Origin of the sequence: Shewanella khirikhana, assembly GCF_003957745.1 — a bacterium.
Lineage (GTDB): Bacteria > Pseudomonadota > Gammaproteobacteria > Enterobacterales > Shewanellaceae > Shewanella > Shewanella khirikhana.
Window position 1 is genome coordinate 1977113 of sequence record NZ_CP020373.1, and the last position, 18674, is coordinate 1995786.

Annotated in this window: 21 protein-coding genes and 1 pseudogene; 7 read left to right on the forward strand and 15 right to left on the reverse strand. The window is 53.6% G+C overall.

What is annotated here, in order from left to right; translation table 11 throughout:
* The first annotated feature begins 104 nt into the window (after positions 1 to 104).
* Positions 105 to 629 carry a lipocalin family protein gene (locus STH12_RS08605; RefSeq protein ID WP_126167168.1) on the forward strand — a complete coding sequence of 175 codons (525 nt, stop codon included), beginning with the start codon at positions 105 to 107 and terminating at the stop codon, positions 627 to 629.
* A gap of 214 nt (positions 630 to 843) precedes the next feature.
* Here STH12_RS08605 and STH12_RS08610 read toward each other — a convergent pair whose 3' ends face one another.
* Positions 844 to 1440: a class I SAM-dependent methyltransferase gene (locus STH12_RS08610; RefSeq protein WP_126167169.1), complete on the reverse strand. Its 597-nt coding sequence runs from the start codon at positions 1438 to 1440 to the stop codon at positions 844 to 846.
* Between the two features lie 80 nt (positions 1441 to 1520).
* Between STH12_RS08610 and STH12_RS08615 the strand changes: the two genes are divergently transcribed.
* The 3 genes from STH12_RS08615 to STH12_RS08625 all read left to right on the forward strand — a co-directional run bounded on the left by STH12_RS08615 (position 1521) and on the right by STH12_RS08625 (position 3576).
* Positions 1521 to 2075 (forward strand): LON peptidase substrate-binding domain-containing protein, encoded by a 555-nt coding sequence (locus STH12_RS08615; RefSeq protein ID WP_126167170.1) that lies wholly within the window; start codon positions 1521 to 1523, stop codon positions 2073 to 2075.
* Between the two features lie 147 nt (positions 2076 to 2222).
* A complete protein-coding gene (locus STH12_RS08620; protein WP_126167171.1) occupies positions 2223 to 2870 on the forward strand; it encodes a sigma-70 family RNA polymerase sigma factor in 648 nt (215 codons plus the stop codon).
* Positions 2863 to 3576: a ChrR family anti-sigma-E factor gene (locus tag STH12_RS08625; RefSeq protein ID WP_126167172.1), complete on the forward strand. Its 714-nt coding sequence runs from the start codon at positions 2863 to 2865 to the stop codon at positions 3574 to 3576. Before STH12_RS08620 ends, STH12_RS08625 begins: the two co-directional genes overlap by 8 nt.
* Before the next feature lie 96 nt (positions 3577 to 3672).
* Here STH12_RS08625 and STH12_RS08630 read toward each other — a convergent pair whose 3' ends face one another.
* Positions 3673 to 4899, reverse strand: coding sequence for a nucleoside recognition domain-containing protein (locus STH12_RS08630; protein WP_126167173.1), 1227 nt, complete (start codon positions 4897 to 4899; stop codon positions 3673 to 3675).
* An 80-nt stretch (positions 4900 to 4979) separates the two neighbouring features.
* On the opposite strand from STH12_RS08630, the gene rsmF reads away from it, so the two are divergent.
* Positions 4980 to 6383 carry a 16S rRNA (cytosine(1407)-C(5))-methyltransferase RsmF gene (gene rsmF / locus STH12_RS08635; protein WP_126167174.1) on the forward strand — a complete coding sequence of 468 codons (1404 nt, stop codon included), beginning with the start codon at positions 4980 to 4982 and terminating at the stop codon, positions 6381 to 6383.
* Positions 6384 to 6580: 197 nt separating this feature from the next.
* On the opposite strand, the gene STH12_RS08640 is transcribed toward rsmF, so the two are convergent.
* From STH12_RS08640 to apbC, 9 genes are read right to left on the reverse strand one after another with little or no spacing between them, the layout of a single operon-like run.
* Entirely contained in the window at positions 6581 to 7369 is a 789-nt protein-coding gene (locus STH12_RS08640; RefSeq protein ID WP_126167175.1) for a TatD family hydrolase, read from the reverse strand.
* Between the two features lie 45 nt (positions 7370 to 7414).
* Complete coding sequence (locus tag STH12_RS08645; protein ID WP_126167176.1) at positions 7415 to 7741, reverse strand: PilZ domain-containing protein; 327 nt, start codon at positions 7739 to 7741, stop codon at positions 7415 to 7417.
* Between the two features lie 3 nt (positions 7742 to 7744).
* Entirely contained in the window at positions 7745 to 8659 is a 915-nt protein-coding gene (gene holB / locus STH12_RS08650; protein WP_126167177.1) for a DNA polymerase III subunit delta', read from the reverse strand.
* Entirely contained in the window at positions 8659 to 9297 is a 639-nt protein-coding gene (tmk, locus tag STH12_RS08655) for a dTMP kinase (protein WP_126167178.1), read from the reverse strand. Before tmk ends, holB begins: the two co-directional genes overlap by 1 nt.
* Positions 9294 to 10304 carry an endolytic transglycosylase MltG gene (mltG, locus tag STH12_RS08660; protein WP_126167179.1) on the reverse strand — a complete coding sequence of 337 codons (1011 nt, stop codon included), beginning with the start codon at positions 10302 to 10304 and terminating at the stop codon, positions 9294 to 9296. The genes tmk and mltG overlap by 4 nt, the downstream gene beginning before the upstream one ends.
* The gene (gene pabC, locus STH12_RS08665; RefSeq protein ID WP_237158806.1) at positions 10301 to 11191 is read right to left on the reverse strand and encodes an aminodeoxychorismate lyase; all 891 of its coding nucleotides are present in this window, start codon (positions 11189 to 11191) and stop codon (positions 10301 to 10303) included. Before pabC ends, mltG begins: the two co-directional genes overlap by 4 nt.
* 8 nt (positions 11192 to 11199) lie before the next feature.
* Positions 11200 to 11784 (reverse strand): dCTP deaminase, encoded by a 585-nt coding sequence (gene dcd, locus STH12_RS08670; RefSeq protein WP_126167180.1) that lies wholly within the window; start codon positions 11782 to 11784, stop codon positions 11200 to 11202.
* A gap of 29 nt (positions 11785 to 11813) precedes the next feature.
* Positions 11814 to 12452: a uridine kinase gene (gene udk / locus STH12_RS08675; RefSeq protein WP_126167181.1), complete on the reverse strand. Its 639-nt coding sequence runs from the start codon at positions 12450 to 12452 to the stop codon at positions 11814 to 11816.
* Between the two features lie 12 nt (positions 12453 to 12464).
* Positions 12465 to 13577, reverse strand: coding sequence for an iron-sulfur cluster carrier protein ApbC (gene apbC / locus STH12_RS08680; protein ID WP_126167182.1), 1113 nt, complete (start codon positions 13575 to 13577; stop codon positions 12465 to 12467).
* A gap of 162 nt (positions 13578 to 13739) precedes the next feature.
* Here apbC and metG point away from each other — a divergent pair, with 162 nt between their 5' ends.
* Positions 13740 to 15767 carry a methionine--tRNA ligase gene (metG, locus tag STH12_RS08685; RefSeq protein WP_126167183.1) on the forward strand — a complete coding sequence of 676 codons (2028 nt, stop codon included), beginning with the start codon at positions 13740 to 13742 and terminating at the stop codon, positions 15765 to 15767.
* A 75-nt stretch (positions 15768 to 15842) separates the two neighbouring features.
* Here metG and STH12_RS08690 read toward each other — a convergent pair whose 3' ends face one another.
* Entirely contained in the window at positions 15843 to 16592 is a 750-nt protein-coding gene (locus tag STH12_RS08690) for a Nif3-like dinuclear metal center hexameric protein (RefSeq protein ID WP_126167184.1), read from the reverse strand.
* A gap of 185 nt (positions 16593 to 16777) precedes the next feature.
* Between STH12_RS08690 and STH12_RS08695 the strand changes: the two genes are divergently transcribed.
* On the forward strand, positions 16778 to 17143 hold the full coding sequence (locus tag STH12_RS08695; RefSeq protein WP_126167185.1) for a hypothetical protein: 366 nt from the start codon (positions 16778 to 16780) through the stop codon (positions 17141 to 17143).
* 80 nt (positions 17144 to 17223) lie between these two features.
* Here the strand turns inward: STH12_RS08695 and STH12_RS08700 are convergent, their stop codons facing one another.
* The 3 genes and pseudogenes from STH12_RS08700 to STH12_RS08710 form a co-directional block, all read right to left on the reverse strand.
* Entirely contained in the window at positions 17224 to 17502 is a 279-nt protein-coding gene (locus tag STH12_RS08700; RefSeq protein WP_126167186.1) for a hypothetical protein, read from the reverse strand.
* A 303-nt stretch (positions 17503 to 17805) separates the two neighbouring features.
* Positions 17806 to 17895: pseudogene (locus tag STH12_RS21780) on the reverse strand (transposase); the annotation flags it as partial.
* 457 nt (positions 17896 to 18352) lie between these two features.
* A complete protein-coding gene (locus STH12_RS08710) occupies positions 18353 to 18673 on the reverse strand; it encodes a DUF7716 domain-containing protein (RefSeq protein ID WP_126167187.1) in 321 nt (106 codons plus the stop codon).
* Position 18674 lies beyond the last annotated feature (1 nt).

An 18674-nucleotide genomic window follows, 5' to 3' on the forward strand; every position in this document is an offset into this window, starting at 1 on the left:
CATGGCATGGCGCAATTTTGCCGTGCTTTGATGAGCTTTCGGGTGATCTTTTTTTGCAAGCCTTGCGTAAAGCCTGACAAACACCTCTCAGTAAAGGCCGCATCATGAAAAAATTCGTCGTACTTTTAACACTTTGGATCCTGACCGGCTGCGCCGGTAAACCCATGCAGGTGATTCAGGACTTTAATCTGGATAATTATCTGGGCACCTGGTACGAAATTGCCCGCATCGACAATCGATTTGAGCGCGGCCTCACTGAAGTCACAGCGCAGTATCGGCGCCAGGGCGATGCTGTGCAGGTCATCAACCGCGGCTTTTCGGCGCAAAGTGGTGAGTGGCAGCAAGCCATAGGTAAGGCAAGATTTGTTTGCAGTGCCAACGAAGGCAGGCTTGAGGTCTCTTTCTTTGGCCCCTTTTACGGGGATTATCAAATCCTTGCTGCCACCAAGTCAGATGATGGCCGCTACCGCACCGCACTGGTGGCAGGTAACGATTTGGACTATTTATGGCTGCTCTCAAGACAGCGCTCACTGCAAGACGATGAGCTTAACCTCTTTAAAGAGAAAATTCGCGCCCTCGGCATTGAGCCAGACGAGCTGGTTTGGCTGACTCATTCGCCTGCACTGTAACTTCCCCGCAGCGCCTAAGCTTCCAGCTTGAACCGCGGTGTCCAAGCAAGGTGATTTTCAATTAGCACCGAGGCTCATTTGAGTCGGCTATTGGCAGTTCGCAGTCTGCAGTTCGCAGTTGGCTGTCGGCAGTTGTCACGGCGCTTTGAGGATTAAGGCCCCAAGAGCCACAGTTGAAGATTGAGGCATCGAGCGTCGATGCCTTTTTGCTTCATCACTGTTTGATAAATAGCCCCATTCCCGCTAGCCCCGGCAGTTCCCGCGCTGAAACGGCGCTTAACCCAAGCTCGCGTATCACGCCCAGAAATTCCTGGTGATTAAAGCGATTCTCCATTGGATGCTCGAAGAGTCGCCTGCTGATGGGGTTACAAATGGCGGCGCGGTACAAGTCCCAGAAAAGAAACTGCCCTCCCGGCCGCAACACCCTTGCCACTTCGGCCAGAGCGTCCTGCCAGCGGGGAATATGATGGAACACCGCAAACTCGGCCACCAAATCAAAGCGACGGTCCGCAAAGGGCATATTGCAGGCATCGGCCTCGGTGAAATGGGCCCAGGATGCCTGTTGCCAGCGCGCGGCACTGATGGCAAGCATCTGGGCGTCCAAATCCATGGCAGTCACATTTTGCGCCCCCAGGCGCTCTTTTAGAAACTGCATTCCAAGACCGCCGCCACAGCCAATTTCAAGTGCATCGTCCACCACAGGTAATCCCTGACGGAACAAAGACAACAAGAGCCTCGCCTCCACGCTGGTTTGCAGCCAGGCGCGGCCCTTTGATGTCACGACGGCGCGTTCGGTTTGATTCAGTTTCATTGATGCTCCGAAGGTAAATTCTGATCCGCTTTGGCGTCCAATACGTAAAACACTCCAGAAAAGTTTACCTTGGAGCCTCTATGCAACTGGCGCTGTTCCCACTACCTGTTTGTCTGCTTCCCGGCGGCACCACCCAACTGCGGATTTTCGAGCCCAGATATAAGCGGCTGGTGAGTGAATCCTTAAGCACAGCTCAGGGATTTGCCCTGTGCATGCTGGGGGAAGACAATCAGCCGTTGCCAGTGGCCACCCGCGCCGAAATCGTTGATTTTGAAACCCTGGAAGATGGTCTGCTCGGCATTACCGTCCACGGAAAAGAGCGGCTGGAAGTGCTCTCGTGGCAAAGTGAATCCGATGGACTGAAGCGCGGCACTGTACGTACCCTGCCCCCTTGGCCACAGCAGCAGTTAACCGAAGATTATAGGGTGCTGAGCGACAAACTTACTGAGTTATTTCAAGCTTATCCGCGCCAAAATGCCTTTTTCGAGCAAGCCGATTTTAACAACCTCACCTGGGTGTGTCAGCGCTGGCTGGAAATACTGCCGATTGGTCTTGAACACAAGCAGCGCTGCTACCGAGAAGACAATGCCGAACTCACCCTGACTCTGCTTGAGCAAATTTTCGAAAAAGACTGATCCAGACTGTCGCTGCCGGCGTATTGGCAATCATGTGCAGGACAAAGTGGCAAACCACAAGGCTTAGTCCTTTCGCCTGTGCAGCACCTAAGTTGGAATTAGGCATCACTTGGAACTTGGCATTATCGCCCTTGAATGAGCAAAAACATGCAAATTTTCAGGCAAAATCAACGCGAGTCCCGCTATGATAGAAGCACAGCAACAACGCCTATCAGGGATATGCAGGACTCGGTACAGGATAACAGCGAAGACAGTCTGCGCGGCTTACTTGTGGCTGTGGCCAATCACAGAGACAAGGCAGCCTTTCGCGCACTGTTTGACCATTTCGGCCCCAAAATCAAAGCCTTTGGTTTAGCTCGCCTTTCTCAGCAGGGGCTGGCGATGGATCTGGTGCAGGAAACCCTCACCACAGTCTGGATCAAAGCGCATCTGTTCGACGCCGATAAAGGCAATGTCAGCACCTGGGTTTACGCCATCATGCGGAACCAGTGCTTCGACATGTTAAGGCGCGTTAAACACAACCGTGAAGATGCGTTTGGGGATGACCTCTGGCCACTGTTTGAGGCCGACAGCAGCAGCGGCGAGTTTGGCGATCACAAACTCGATAACCTGCTCACTCAGTATTTATCTCGCCTGCCAAAGCTCCAACGGGAAGTGGTTCAGGGCATTTATCTGCAGGAACTCAGTCAACAGGAGTTGGCCGAGAAACTCGGCGTGCCCCTGGGCACCATCAAATCGCGGTTGCGATTGGGCCTGGAAAAGCTGAAAAGCCTGCTGGAGAAACACCATGATTAAACACCACCCCAGCGACGATATGTTGCTCGCCCACGCGGCGGGAGAAACCAGCCTTGGGCTTGCCATTGCGATTAGCGCTCACTGCGAAATGTGCAGTGAATGCGCCGCCAAAGTTGCCACAATGCAAAGCCGGTTGGCACAGCACTTTTTACCCGAAACCCAGGCAGACGACGCTGAATGGCTGGGCATGGACAATCTGTTCGATGCCATCACCGCCGAAGACGATGCTGTTAGCCGTCACACCAGCGTCAAAGAGGTTATCGGCGAGAAACGCCAGAGCGTAGAGCACAGCAGGCCAATAGCCACGCAGGTCAAAGGTCAGGATTTCGCCCTGCCAGGGGCGTTTCGCCAGTTTGTCGACAACGCCGCTCTCGCCTCGGCCTGGAGCGGACTTGGCCATGTCAGCCGGATGCGGCTTAACACGCTGGATGGCAAGGCCAGAGCCAGTCTGCTGCACATAGCGGCTGGCGGTGAAATTCCCGAGCACACCCACAAGGGTCAGGAAATAACCCTGCTGCTCCACGGACACTTCAGCGATGAAATGGGTGACTACGCGCCGGGGGACTTTATGTTGACCGATGCCAGTCACCAACATACGCCCAAGACTCTGGATGGCTGCCTGTGCTACACCCTGGTGGATGCTCCGCTGCACTTCACCAAGGGGCTATCCAAGCTGTTAAACCCCATTGGCGAGCTGATTTACTGACGCAGCATCTGCTGGCTGTTAATCACAAATCACACTCAAATCACAGAAAAGCGGGCAAATGCCCGCTTTACTGTTTTCAGGTGAAAGTCAGTCATATTAGCCGTAAAACCAATAACATACGCCAATCGCTGCCAGAATACCGGCCACATCCGCCGTCAGGGCACAGCCTACCGCATGGCGGCTGTATTTGATCCCCACTGCACCAAAGTACACCGCCAGCACGTAGAAAGTAGTTTCGGTTGAGCCCTGCAACACCGCCGCTAATCGGCCTGCGAAAGAATCCACCCCTTGATGCGCCATGGTTTCCAACATCATCGCCCGGGCACCACTGCCGCTGAAAGGCTTCATCAGAGCCGTGGGCATGGCATCCACAAAGCGGGTGTCGAGACCAAACAGGCTCACAAGCCCGGCGATGGCGGACAGCAGGTAATCCAGCGCACCGGACGAGCGCAGCAAACCAATGGCCAGCAGCATGGCGAGTAAAAACGGGATCAGCTTAATGGCCTGACCAAAACCCTCTTTGGCGCCTTCGATAAATTCATCATAAATTGCCACTTTGCGAATGCTCGCCCCCAGCACAAACACAAAAATCAGCGCCAGCAGCACCCCATTGCCCATCACGCCGGACACCCGGGCTATCTCATCGGCGGCCAGGGTGCCGAGGAAGAACACCAGCGCACTGAGCGAACCTATTCCCAGCGCGGCATACCCCAGCACCACAGTGGATAACAGAGGCAGCCGCTGCACCAGCGCCACCGCCAGCAAACCCGCCAGGGTGGATGCCGAGGTGGCCAATAAAATCGGTAAAAACACATCGGCGGGTGATGCGGCCCCTTGCTGAGCACGGTACAAAAAGACAGTGACCGGAACCAGCGTGACCGACGAGGTGTTGAGTACCAAAAACAGGATTTGTGCGTTGCTGGCGGTGTCTTTAAGCGGGTTGATGCTTTGCAGGTCGTTCATGGCCTTGAGGCCAAGCGGCGTAGCGGCATTATCGAGCCCAAGCAGGTTGGCGGTGAGGTTCATGGTCACACTGCCAAACGCTGGATGCCCCCTTGGCACGTCCGGCATCAGCCTGGCAAGCAGCGGCTCGGTTACCCGGGCAAGCATAGCCACCATACCTGCCTTCTCACCAACCCGCATCAGCCCCATCCACAGCGCCAATACCCCTATCAGGCCGAGGGCAATTTCAGCCGCCAACTTAGCACTGGCAAACAACCCTTCCACGGCGGTACTCAGGACACTGGTGTCCCCCTGCCCCAAGCGCAGCAATATTGCCAGCAAACTCGCGCTAAAAAACGCCAACCAAACCCGGTTCAGCAAGCCAACTCCCCCAATTCAGGCAACAAGGCACGGGTGAATTCTGATATACTCCGGCCATTCGCGTTAAGCTCTCAGCGGTTATGGTTCAATTAAATCAGAATTTTATCAATAGCATCGCACAAGAAATGCCGGCTCACCTGTCAATGGATGATTTTATCCATTACTGCGGCCTGCCGCTGCGCCCATCTATTCGGGTTAACACTCTTAAAATCAGCAGCGATGGGTTAAAGGCAATTCTTGAGCCTCGCGGCTGGCATTTTGAGCCCGTGCCCTGGTGCGAAGATGGCTTTTGGGTGAGTTATCCCCCGGAATGCCAGCCCGGTAATCTGGCCGAGCACATTCAGGGGCTGTTTTACATTCAGGAAGCCAGCTCCATGATGCCGCCCAGTGCCCTTTTCAAAGACGGCGACACGCCACGGGTGATGATGGATGTGGCCGCGGCGCCCGGCTCCAAAACCACCCAGTTGGCGGCGCTGATGCAAAATCAAGGGCTGCTCATCGCCAATGAGTATTCAGCAAGCCGCAGCAAGGTGCTGTATGCCAACACCCTGCGCATGGGCGCGGCCAATACAGCACTGACGCAGTTCGATGGCCGAGTGTTTGGCGCGTATTTGTACGAATCCCTCGATGCGATTCTGTTGGACGCCCCCTGCGGCGGAGAAGGCACGGTTCGTAAAGATCCTTTGGCGCTGAAAAATTGGGACCCGGCCGAAATCGAAGCTATTTCAGCCTTGCAGCGGGAACTGATTGACTCGGCCTTCCAGGCACTGAAACCAGGTGGCGTACTGGTATATTCCACCTGCACCCTGAATCGCCGGGAAAACCAGGACGTATGCCATTTCCTCAAGCAAAGCTACGGCGATGCAGTGGTCTTTGAGTCACTGCACGACCTGTTTGACGGCGCTGACAAGTCACTGACTGAAGAAGGCTTTTTGCACATTTGGCCGCAAATTTACGACAGTGAAGGCTTTTTTGTGGCCCGTATTCGTAAAACCGCCAGTGTGGCGCGAAATACCGACGAGCCAGCACCACCAAAGAATTTTCCCTTCACCAGGGCGAGTGCCAAACAGCGCCAGTTGCTTGACGAAGCGCTGTCCGCCCTGGGTTTAACACTTCCCGAAGATGGACTGATTTTCTGCCGGGATGACGAGTTTTGGCTCTGCCCTGCGCCCCTCGATGCCTTTATTGGCAAGGTGAGATTCCAGCGTATTGGTGTGAAACTTGCCGAGCAGCACAAACACGGCATTAAAGTGCGCCACGATGCCGTGATGGCATTACCTTGCAGCAAGATGCAGGAAGTGACCGCCGAAGAGGCGGTGAGCTTTTTGATGGGGCGGGATATTGCACTGGACAGCGCTGGCAAGGCACAGGGTGAAAAAATTCTGTCCTTGCATGGCATCGCACTTGGCGTTGCCAAACACTTGGGAAATAAGCTTAAAAACAATTACCCAAGGGATCTTTGCCGGGACAATGTGCAGATCTGAGTCAGATCTGACACGGCGATGAGAAACTGGTAAAAATTTTTTGCACAAAATTTAAGCAAAGGCTGAAACACTGTCCTACAATCATGTCAGTGTTTCCTTAATCCCCTTTTGCGACCGAATAGCGCACGGCTCTTTATGAGCCATTCCCCTGGGCCCAAAACAATCGGAATAGTTTTGGGCCTTTTTTTATCTGCCGCTCAGCGCCCTGCCAGACGGGCCGCATCCTTAAACAGGTTGAAGAAGTTATTGGTGGTGTATTCGGCAAGCTCCGGGAACTTTTCACCGCGAAGTTCGGCGACAAATTCCGCCACATCACGAACATAGGCTGGCTGATTTTCCTGGCCCCGGTGCGGCACAGGCGCCAGATACGGCGAGTCGGTTTCAACCAGCAGCCGGTCTTTTGGCACCTTGCGGATCACTTCCCTGAGCTCGGCGGCATTCTTGAAAGTCACAATACCGGAAACCGAGATATAAAAGCCCAGATCCATCGCCGCCTTGGCCATCTCCCAATTTTCGGTAAAACAATGCAGCACACCGCCCACGTTATCGGCACCGCCCTCTTTAAGCAGGCGGATAGTGTCTTCGCGGGCATCACGGGTGTGCACAATCAGGGGTTTATCGACTTCACGGGCCAACGCGATTTGCTGCTCAAAACATTGCAGCTGCAGCTCACGGCTGTCATCAGCGTAGTAATAATCAAGCCCGGTTTCACCAATGGCAACCACCCGGGGATGGGCGGCAAACTGCTTAAGCTCGGTGAGGTTCAGGCCCTCTTTCACATCCAGCGGGTGAACACCGCTTGAGAGAAACACATTGTCAAAGGCTTCCACCCGTTCACGCATGGACTCAAAGCCTTTCTGGCGCACATTCACGCACAGTACATAGTCCACACCGCGGGCCTTGGCGCCATCCAGCATGGCGGCCAGTGAGTCATGACAAGGCGCAGCCTTGAGCCTGTCGAGATGACAATGAGAGTCGATAAGCAAAGTGAATTTCCTGCCGGTCAAATTGAGGATGGCAAGGATAACGACCTACATGGTGCAGGTCAAATCACCCGAAGCCAGTTCGCGGGACAGCAGGTTCTCGATATGGTGCTTGTGGGTATCAGCATCGGATAAAATCTTCAGCCCAACGCCGGGCGGGCGGCCACCGGAGGCACCAACGGGATTGATCCACACCACCACGCCTTTGAGTTGATGCACGGTAGTAGCACCGGGCAAACGATAGGCGAGCGTCAGCTCCTGACCGAGGAAATGGCTTTCACTGGTCGAGACAAACAAGCCCGCGGGCTTGATAAAAGGCATATAGGCACGATACAGCTGATGCAGCGTATCGAAATTAACCACCAGATCTACCATAGGCTATTCGGCTTTTAATCCCTGATAACTTGAAACAATTCTGTGACATAGTGCCAGATAATTGACGCTTGGCATAGTAGTTAACGTATGGCACACAGCCATAATTTCGCCACTCAGACCGGCAACTTTTGCCGCTGCCAGCGCATTAATGCCGGACAGGCGTCTCACTTCATCCATCAAAACCACGTACAAAACTTTAAGTGCATCAGTGATTTGTTCTTCTCTGATATCTTTCAAGCTAGCACATAGATGACCCGTGGACAAACTGGAAAGCCAGTCTACACGAAACTGCTCCAGCACTGTTATGTAATTGTTGTGCAAGTAGTCTGCCAACTTTAATGGACCACCGGCAATGGGCAATGCCCACATGGCATCGGTTGCCAGTTGCTGCGCCGATAACCAGGTCGTAATCTGCCCGTTGTCGGGCGCCTGAAACGCAAGCTTCTGACAGCGGCTTTTCAGGGTGGGTAACAGCTGCGCCGGGGTGTCAGTGTGCAGCAGAATAAGGGTCTGCTCGCCCGGTTCTTCGAGGGTTTTCAGGAGCGCATTGGCAGCGGCATGGTTCATCCGCTCGGCGCCGTAAATCACCGCCAGCCGCTTACCGCCCTGCTGCGCCGTGGTGGCAAGTTTGCCAATCAAGCTGCGGATCTGGTCAACCTTAATTTGGTTGCCATCGGCTTCAATAGGATAAAAATCGGGATGGTTACCGGCGTTGAAAAGCTGACAGCTCTTGCACTGACCGCAGGCGCCAAGGGGCGTCAACTCAGTACAAAGTGCACTGGCTGCCAGCTCCTCGAGCAGAGCGCGGGCACCGAGCCCAGTATCCACGGCTACCAGCACCGCATGTGGCATGCGCCCCGATTGCAGCAGGCGCTGGAATTGATTAACGCTCGGTTCAAGCCAGGGCAAGCTTGCCATCAGTTGGCCTCCACAAAAGCCTCTTGCAGGCGCGCACTGATATCCTGATGCACTTCTGCCATGGGCTTGGACGCATCAATCACCAAAATACGCTCATCCTGCTGCGCCGCAGCAAGGAAGGTTGCTCTGGCGCGCTGGAAGAAATCAATCTCCTGCTGTTCGATGCGGTCAAGCTCGCCGCGCCGGGCCGCGCGCTCAAGGCCAATCAGCGGATCGATATCGAGATACAGCGTCAAATCTGGCTTAAAATCACCCAGAGTGATTTCACTTATGCGGGTAACAAGGTGCATCAAACCGCGGCCGCCGCCCTGATACGCGATGGACGACAGATTATGCCGGTCACCCAGCACCCACTGCCCGGTAGCCAGAGCAGGTTTAATCACATTGGCGACCAATTGCGCCCGGGCAGCATAAAACAGCAGGCACTCGGCCTCGTCGCACAGCGGATCGCCGGGCTCAGCGTTTTTCACCAGATCGCGAATTTTTTCCGCCAGCGGCGTACCACCTGGCTCACGGGTACAAAGCGGTGCCTGGCCTGTGTGTTTTGCTATCAGCTCTTTTACCAGTGCCACCGCACTGGATTTGCCAGCCCCTTCCAGGCCTTCAATTACGATAAATTTGCCTGCGGCGTGTGTCATCTCTGTCTTCTCTGATACTGGTTTACGGCCCGGTTATGCTCAGCCAGAGTGCGGGAAAACACGTGGCTGCCGTCGTTGCGGGACACAAAATACAAATAATCGGCATCGGCTGGCTGCGCGGCCGCCATCAGCGCTGCCCGGCCGGGCGCCGCTATGGGGGTGGGCGGCAAGCCATTAATTTTATATGTGTTAAAGGGCGTCGCTTCCTGCAAATCCTTACGGGTGATGTTGCCGTTAAAGCGCTCCCCCATCCCATAAATTACCGTAGGGTCGGTTTGCAGACGCATGCCTTTATTAAGCCGATTGATAAACACAGCAGCGATAAGTGGCCGCTCTTCGGCAAGGCCCGTCTCTTTTTCAATGATAGAGGCGAGGATCAGCAGCTCATAGGGGCTTTTCAAGGGCAAATCCGGCTCCCGCGCCTGCCAGGCCGCGTCGAGTTCTGCCTGCATTTTGCGGTAACTTTGGGTCAGAAGTGCAGCCACGCTCTGATCGGCATGATAACTGTAGGTATCCGGGAAAAACTTTCCTTCCGGCAGGCCTGAGTTGTCGCCTTCAGCCTTGAGCACAGTACGAAATGCCTCATCCTGCCAAACTAAACGTTCAGCCTGAGTCAGCTTTTGCTGCCACTCCCGTAGATTCTGGCCTTCTACCAGAGTGATGGAAAACTCTTTTACCTTGCCGCTGAGTAGCTTGGCAAACAGGCTGGCGGGCGTCTCGCCGGGTTCAAGTTGATACACACCCTGGCGGATAGCGGCAAATTCGGGGTGCAGGCGCAAATACCAATCGTATTGCCAACCTTGCGGCAACAACCCTTTATCGCTCAAAGCTTTACCAAGGGCTCGGGCGTGCATGCCCCTTGGCACTTCAAACTCCTGAGCCTCAGAGAGGGTAAGCGGGGTATTGCCAAAAGTTTCCAGGCTTTTTAGGCCCCACATCGCCACACCGGCGCCCAGGAGTGTCAGGGTCATAATGGTGGCAACCATGCCCAGCAGTAACTTTTTCATAGGGTAAGTTCCAGTGCTTTGCGCACCTTGTTCGTGCCATTGAAGGCTTTATAGTGAAAGTTGTCGATGCGAGTTACATCGACAATGCCAAGCAGGCTGTTGGTCATCAGTACCGCCTCAAACTGAGCCAGCTCAGCTCGGTGCAGCGGTTTCATCTCTACTGAGTAACCCAGCGTCAGCAGCGCCATAATTACCTGCTGACGCATCACACCAGAGACGCCGCTATAAGCAAGACTTGGGGTAATGCACTGTTTGCCTTTGATAAAGAGAAGATTGGCCATCGAGGCTTCAACCATTTGCCCCTGTGCATCACAGACCAAAAAGTCCTGGGCCCACTCGGGCAGCACCTGGCGGCGGATAAGCACCTGCTCTAACCGATTCAGATGCTTAATACCGGCAAGTTTGGGCTGACGGCCAAGCATAAGCTCGCTCGATGCCAGCGCTATCCCCTGCAGTTGCCAGCCTTGGTAATGGGCCGGAACATCAAAGGCACTCAGTACAGCCACAGGGCTGGGGTCTTCCGGCGGCTGATAACCACGGCCGCCCACGCCGCGACTGATAAGCAGCTTTAATCCCCTTGGGGTTTTATGTTTGGCCTGCGACTTAGCGGCCATAATCAGCCTTGCCTCGATATCCTTGATATCCAGCGCAAAACCAAGGCGGCTGGCACCCTGCTTTAACCTGGATAGATGGGATTCGAGAAAGGCGACCTTGCCCGAGCGGCTCAGCGCCATGGTGGCAAAAAGGCCATCGCCATAGGCGAGGCCTCTGTCCATTGGAGAAATCTTGTGTGCCTGCTCTGAATGAGCTGGCTCCAGGGTCAAATCGAGCCAGCAAAGGCTGGCTACTGCCAGGCCCTTGCCGCCTTCCATGGTCACAGTGGCCATGGGCAGACTCAGCCGTCCTGACTGATGCGGCTGGCTACCGCTTCCTGCTGATCCTTGTATTTGGCGTTCTTGCGCTTGTTGTAAGGGCGCGCCACCGGGCCACTCAAACGCTCAAAGTTGAGAGCGCCGATGGTCATGCCAGGGCGCAGCGCCAACGGCAATTTACCGCTGTTGTAGAACTCCAGCACAATTTTGCCCTGCCAGCCCGGATCGATACGGTGCGCGGTTACGTGCACCATCAAACCCAGACGTGCCAGCGACGAGCGGCCATCGAGCCAGCCAACGATATCAGCAGGCAAAGTCACACTTTCCAGTGTCACGGCCAGCGCCAGTTCGCCCGGATGCAGAAAGAAAGCATCGCCGTCTTTGATGTCGATTCTATCGCTCATCACCCGATCGAGCGCCGCCTGTACTTCGGCACTGGGGCCACTTAAGTCGATAAAAGGCGCGGTGTGATCCTGAAACACCCGAAACTGGTTACCCAGACGCACATCCACGCTGACACCGCTGATGGCATCGTTGCTCGGACGGGGTTCAATGAGGATTTTGCCTGCATCGAGCGCCTGTTCAATTTCAATGTCAGTCAATCGCATTTTGCCTTTATCTCCCTGAATTATTCGTTTTATTTTGCCAACAGGTGCTGAATACGCGCCTTGAGAATATCGGTGGCAATCCGGTTTTTACCGCCACGGGGTACTATGATGTCGGCATATTGCTTGGAAGGCTCGATAAACTGCAAAAACATCGGCCTTACCGTTTTTTGGTACTGGCTGATCACCGACTCCATGGTGCGGCCGCGCTCGGCCACATCGCGGGTCAGACGGCGCAGGAAACAGATATCCAGCGGTGTATCCATAAACACTGAGGCGTCCATCAGATCACGCAGATGCGGATCGGTGAGCAGCAAAATCCCTTCCAGAATGATCACCTTCTTCGGTGTCATTGGGCGGGTTTCGTTCATGCGGGTGTGCTCGGTGTAACTGTACACGGGAATGTCCACCGACTCGCCATTTTTCAGGTTTCGCAGGTGCTGCGCCAGCAACTGATGATCCATGGCCTTGGGGTGGTCGTAGTTGGTCTGCACCCGTTCTTCCATGGACAGATGGCTCTGATCACGGTAGTAGGAGTCTTCTGCGATAACACCTATCTGATCCGTTCCCAGATCACGGCACAATTCTTCATATATGGTCTTTGCGATAAGGCTCTTGCCCGATGCACTTGCCCCTGCAATCCCAATAATGACACATTGCTGCGAATTCATATACTTAAAACCTTACTCGTCGTCCGATATGCTAATTGAAACACCGGTCTGGGGTTTGGCTTTGGCCAAACTGGCTCCCACACTGCGGGCAATCTCCCGGTAGATAGCCGCAATTTCACCCGAAGGCTCGGCCACCACAGACGGCAAGCCTTTATCCATTCCTTCCCTGATGGCGATGTTGAGTGGCAACGCGCCAAGCAGCGGTACGCCGTAACGCGCAGCTATATCGCTGCCGCCCTGGGTACCAAAGGGGTGTTCCTTGTGCCCGCAATTGGAGCAAAGGTGAAAACTCATGTTCTCCACAATGCCAAGCACCGGGATATTCACTTTATTAAACAGGGTGATGCCCTTTTTGGCATCCAGTGTGGCTATGTCCTGCGGTGTGGTGACCACCACGGCGCCGCTCACCGGCACCTTTTGTGACAGTGTCAGCTGGATATCGCCGGTACCGGGGGGCATGTCCACCACCAGGTAATCGAGCTCAGGCCAACTGGTTTCGTTCACCAGCTGCACCAATGCGCCTGCCGCCATAGGGCCACGCCAGACAGCGGCTTGCTCGTCCGCCAGAATAAAACCAATACTTTGCGCTGAAATACCGTGGGCCTTGGCGGCGGTCATCATTTTGCCGTCCGGGGATACCGGCTTGAAGTCGGGCACGCCCAGCATCAAAGGCACGGACGGGCCATAAATGTCGGCATCAAGAATACCCACATTGGCGCCTTCTGCCGCCAGCGCCAGTGCCAGGTTTACCGCAGTGGTGGATTTACCCACGCCGCCTTTACCGGACGCAACCGCAATCACGTTCTTCACATTGGGGATAGGCGCCGCATTGGTGTTACCTGTGTTGCTTGGCACCTGCAGGTCGATTTCGCATTCAACTTCGTCGATGGCATCGAGCTTGGCCAGCGCCTGAGTAAGCGCCATGACCGTGTCTTTGTAGGTGCTTTGACAGGGGTAGGAATACACCAGCCCCAGCTCCAAACGGCGGCCATTGAGGGCCAGTTTGGTGACCATCCCGGCGCTTACCAGCCCCTGCTGTAACTTGGGTTCGATAAAGGCTTCGAGCACGGCGAGTACTGCAGACCTCAGCGGTTCCTGCAGCTGATAATTCTGTGAAGACAACACCTGGGACATTCTCCGGCGCAAAAATTTGCCCAAGTGTATCAGATATTGCCGAAAAGATGCGTGCACAAATGACTCAATTGCACAGGCATTTGGTGAAAATAGTGCGCGCATCGGTTAGTATCTAAGCCAATTATTTCGGGACCAACACGATTTTGAGTAAAGATGGCCAATTCACAACGTAAAATCCTTGTCACCAGCGCCCTTCCCTATGCCAACGGCCCAATCCACCTGGGGCACATGCTGGAATACATCCAGACCGATATCTGGTCACGTTTTCAAAAGCTTCGCGGCCATGAGTGCCACTACATTTGCGCCGACGATGCCCACGGCACGCCTATCATGCTCAAGGCCCAGCAACTTGGCATGGCTCCCGAAGAGATGATTGCCCAGGTTAATGTTGAGCATCAGCAGGACTTTGCTGACTTCAACGTGGCCTTTGACAACTATCACAGCACCCACAGCGACGAAAACCGCGAACTGGCGAGTCATATCTATCTGAAACTGCGCGATGGCGGCTATATCAAGAGCAAGACTATCTCCCAGCTGTTCGACCCAGAAAAGTCGATGTTCCTGCCAGACCGCTTCGTTAAGGGCACCTGCCCCAAGTGTAAGTCCGAAGATCAGTACGGCGACAACTGCGACAACTGCGGCGCAACCTACAGCCCAACCGAGCTGATTAACCCGCGCTCTGCCGTCAGTGGTGCCACGCCGGTAATGAAAGAGACCGAGCACTTCTTTTTCGACCTGCCTGCCTTCGAAGGCATGCTCAAACAGTGGACCCGCTCAGGCGCGCTGCAGTCAGAAATGGCCAACAAGCTGGATGAATGGTTCGAACAGGGCCTGCAACAGTGGGACATCACCCGCGATGCCCCTTACTTCGGCTTTGAAATCCCCGATGCACCGGGCAAGTATTTCTACGTGTGGCTCGATGCCCCAATCGGCTACATGGGCTCATTCAAGAACTTCTGCGACAAGCGCGGCGATATCAACTTCGACGAATTCTGGGCCAAAGATTCCAGCGCCGAGGTGTACCACTTTATCGGCAAAGACATCGTCTACTTCCACAGCCTGTTTTGGCCAGCCATGCTGCACGGCGCCGGTTACCGCCAGCCAAGCAGCGTGTACGCCCATGGTTATGTAACAGTAAACGGCGCCAAGATGTCCAAGTCCAAGGGCACCTTTATCAAGGCCCGTACCTATCTGGATCACCTGGACCCTGAATACCTGCGTTACTACTACGCGGCCAAACTCAGCGCCCGTATCGACGATCTGGATTTAAACCTCGAAGACTTTGCCCAGCGGGTGAACTCCGACTTGGTTGGCAAGCTTGTTAACCTCGCATCCCGTACCGCCGGCTTTATCACCAAGCGCTTCGATGGCAAGCTCGCCGCCGTAGCCGACAAGAGCCTGATTGACAGTTTCCTTGCAAAGCAGGACCTGATTGCCGAACTGTTTGAAACCCGCGAATACGGCAAAGCCATGCGTGAAATCATGGCGCTGGCCGACGTGGCCAACGGCTTCGTGGCCGATGCGGCTCCATGGCAGCTGGTGAAACAGGATGACAAGCAGGAAGAGGCCCATCAGGTGTGCTCCAACGCTTTGAACCTGTTCGGTATTCTGGTCACTTACTTAAAGCCTGTGCTGCCGCGTCTTGCCAAAGACGTGGAAGACTTCTTCAGGATGGAACTGACCTGGGATGGTCTTGGCAGCGATTTGAGCGGCCATGAAATTGCACCGTTCAAGCCAATGATGCAGCGTGTGGAGCTGGATAAGGTTGCTGCCATGGTGGAAGCCTCCAAGGAAAACCTGCAAGCCACTGCAGAGCCAGTTAAAGCAGGCCCGCTGGCCGATGACCCCATCAGCCCAACTATCAGCTACGAAGACTTCGCCAAAATCGATTTGCGCGTAGCGCTGATTAAAAAGGCCGAAGCCGTACCAGAAGCCGATAAACTGCTGAAACTGCAGCTGGATATTGGCGGTGAAGTGCGTCAGGTGTTTGCCGGTATCAAGTCTGCCTACAACCCGGAAGATCTGGAAGGCAAACTCACCGTGATGGTAGCGAATCTCGCGCCGCGCAAGATGCGCTTTGGCATGTCCGAAGGCATGGTGCTGGCCGCAGGCCCTGGCGGTAAAGACCTGTTTGTACTGGAGCCACACGAAGGTGCCCAGCCTGGCATGCGGGTGAAATAACTTCGCTCTGCGTTGAAATAAAAAAGGCCGCAATTGCGGCCTTTTTTATTTATTCCGGTTGCTGATTAAACCACCTTAAACCGGATTGTCGATATCCACAAAATGGTGAGTCAGACCAAATTCACGGCGCAGGTGCTCACCTAAAGCCTCAATGCCATAACGCTCGGTGGCATGGTGACCGGCAGCAAAATAATGAATGCCCTGCTCTTTGGCGCTGTGGAAGGTGCGCTCCGACACTTCACCGCTGATAAAGGCATCGACGCCCTGACTCACGGCAAGGTCGATATAGTCCTGGGCGCCACCGGTGCACCAGGCAAGGCGCTGTACGGGTCTGTCCGCAGCGATATGCAGTGGCGTACGGCCCAGCACCCGCTCAAGCAGGCTACTGAAGGCTGCGCCGCTTAGAGACGCATCCAGAGTGCCGCTCCACAGCAGCCCATCACCGACATTCTCAAAGGCTTCGGCATCGAGAATGCCCAGGCGCCTACCTAGAGTGGCGTTATTGCCCACCACCACATGAGCATCCAATGGCAAGTGGTAACCGAAGAGATTGATATCATGGTTCAGCAGCGCCTTAATGCGGCGCTGTTTCATACCCACTATCACATCGGGTTCATTTTTCCAGAAAAAGCCGTGGTGAACCAAAATCGCATCGGCGTTAAGCTCGATGGCTCTGTCGATAAGCGCCTGACAAGCCGTTACCCCGGTAACTAGGGTATTGATTTCATCCCTGCCCTCAACCTGCAGGCCATTGGGGGCATAATCCTTAAAACGGCTGATTTGAAGAAAGTCGGCCAAATACTGATCCAACGTGCTGCGCTCCATGGCGCCTCCCAGACTGTGCTTAATATTCAATACGTTGATGGCAAAGTGTACTTATCTTGCCCTCAGCGTCAATCCGCGCTGCATATCTCGCCAGTCGGCGGCGAAAAATTGGACAAGACAGGCATCCGCTTTTACTATGTGGCCGGTAACCCAAACAACCATAGACGACAACAGGTTATATCAATATGTCTAACATGACCAAAGAAGAGGTGATCTCAGCCTTGGAGGCCGCGCTGGAGAAAGCCGAAGGCCGTAAGGTAAGCATTGAACAGAAAGGAAGCTGGTTCAAAATTGATGGTGGCAAATCCCTGCGTTTCGCTGAGCTAGAAGCCATGCTGGCCGAGCACAGCGGCAGCAGCGCCAAGAGTGCCCCAAAGGCCGCCAAACCGGCACCGGCCGCAAAGGCCGAACCTAAGGCTAAAGCCAAGGCAGCCCCCAAAGCCGCAGCCAAGCCAACTGCCAACACCGGCAAGGGGGGCCTGCTGCCAAAAGACCTCTGGAAACAGCAACTGCTGGCCAAAGGCAACACCTTGCCCCGCGGCGTGAAGTAACGGCGCAGGCATAAGCGCGGCCCAACTGCCCAACCGCAGCCTAAAGCCCGGTAATGCCGGGCTTTTGTGTATAAAAGCAATTATTGCTGACTGAAAATAAACCAGACAATCATCAGCGGTAATATCGGTCCTAAAAACCAGAGTAACGCAAAATAGCTGGTATCGAAGTGACGATGTAATAGGTAGATACTCAGCCCCGATGTGATGGGATAAATATAAAAAAGCCCACGAATAATCCGCATCGAGAGTGCATAGGACATTTCTGCACCGGGCAATGAGGCAAACATCATGGCAAACCAGCCAAAGATACTGATTAACCCCATCAACGCCATCACGAACCTGACAAGCAGCTGTTCCATCGAATAACGCTCCTTGTTAACTTATCCCAGCTTAGGCACCATCTCATCTCTGTGCTCATATATACAAAAAATATAAAAAATTTTGCTTACTCGCTCTCATTGGAACAGTTAAAAAACAACCAAAACATCATTAATCAATACAGTTATCAACTACTCCAGACAACCAGTCAATCGGATAATGAAATCCTAGTCAAGCCATGAGCAAGGCGTCAACAATTATGGGTGTCTTATTTAATTAACATTCAAAACATCAAAAAGGTTCGGCTGTCCTGTATTCTGTATTATATTCCAGTATTATAGGTTACACAAAAATGCCCTTCTCACACAGCGATTAATCACGTGATAGAAAGGCGTACTTTCCGCATCTATCAACTGGCTACGGGCAGTGGTCATGGCAAGCCTCAACGGGTTCAAAGCAGGTAATTCAAAGCCTAGCCGAGGGTCTGCAAAACATCAAAAGGTTTGGCTGTCCTGTATTCATTGTGAGTTTATATTTTCTATTAGAAATACTTTCATCTTTTACCTCCAACCCCCTTATATCTACCAGCATCACTTCTAGGGAAGGTGCGAACAAGTCCTCGCACAGCTCTGGCTTTGATAGCGACGACAGTTCAAGGCATTCAACTGAAGGCATGGCTGGGCACCCCCACCGTCCTGCTAAAGTTGAATAACGAAGAAATGGTGTTGCTATCAAAGCCCCGTAGGGCTTGGATTAAAGCGGTATCTGCTGCGTTACAGTTCTTGCTAAGGACTAGAGCCATTCGCTGCGAATGTGCCTTGCATCTATCCACTTTAAGCACACGCAGAGCAAGCACAGGACTTATCCGCACCTTCCCTAATAGGCACATGGTTAAAATTTTATAAATGCATCATTTTCAAAAAAATATATAAATCCCTTAAAAAAATCTTCATCCAAGGCATTATTTTTCTGAAGGATTACATTGTTCACGATGCCTTGTACTGACTGAATTCCCATAACATACCTATATCCTGCATTTTTAACCACATTAGGATCTTCATCTGGATCATCAGAATCAACATCATCAGGGTCTTCGATCATAACTAATGAATCTAAGCTCCATGAAGAAACATCCTTAGGTAAATACAAGGCTAAAAACCAATCAATATTCCCTGCGTTTCTTAATACTTCTCTTAGATTTTTATAAATCATT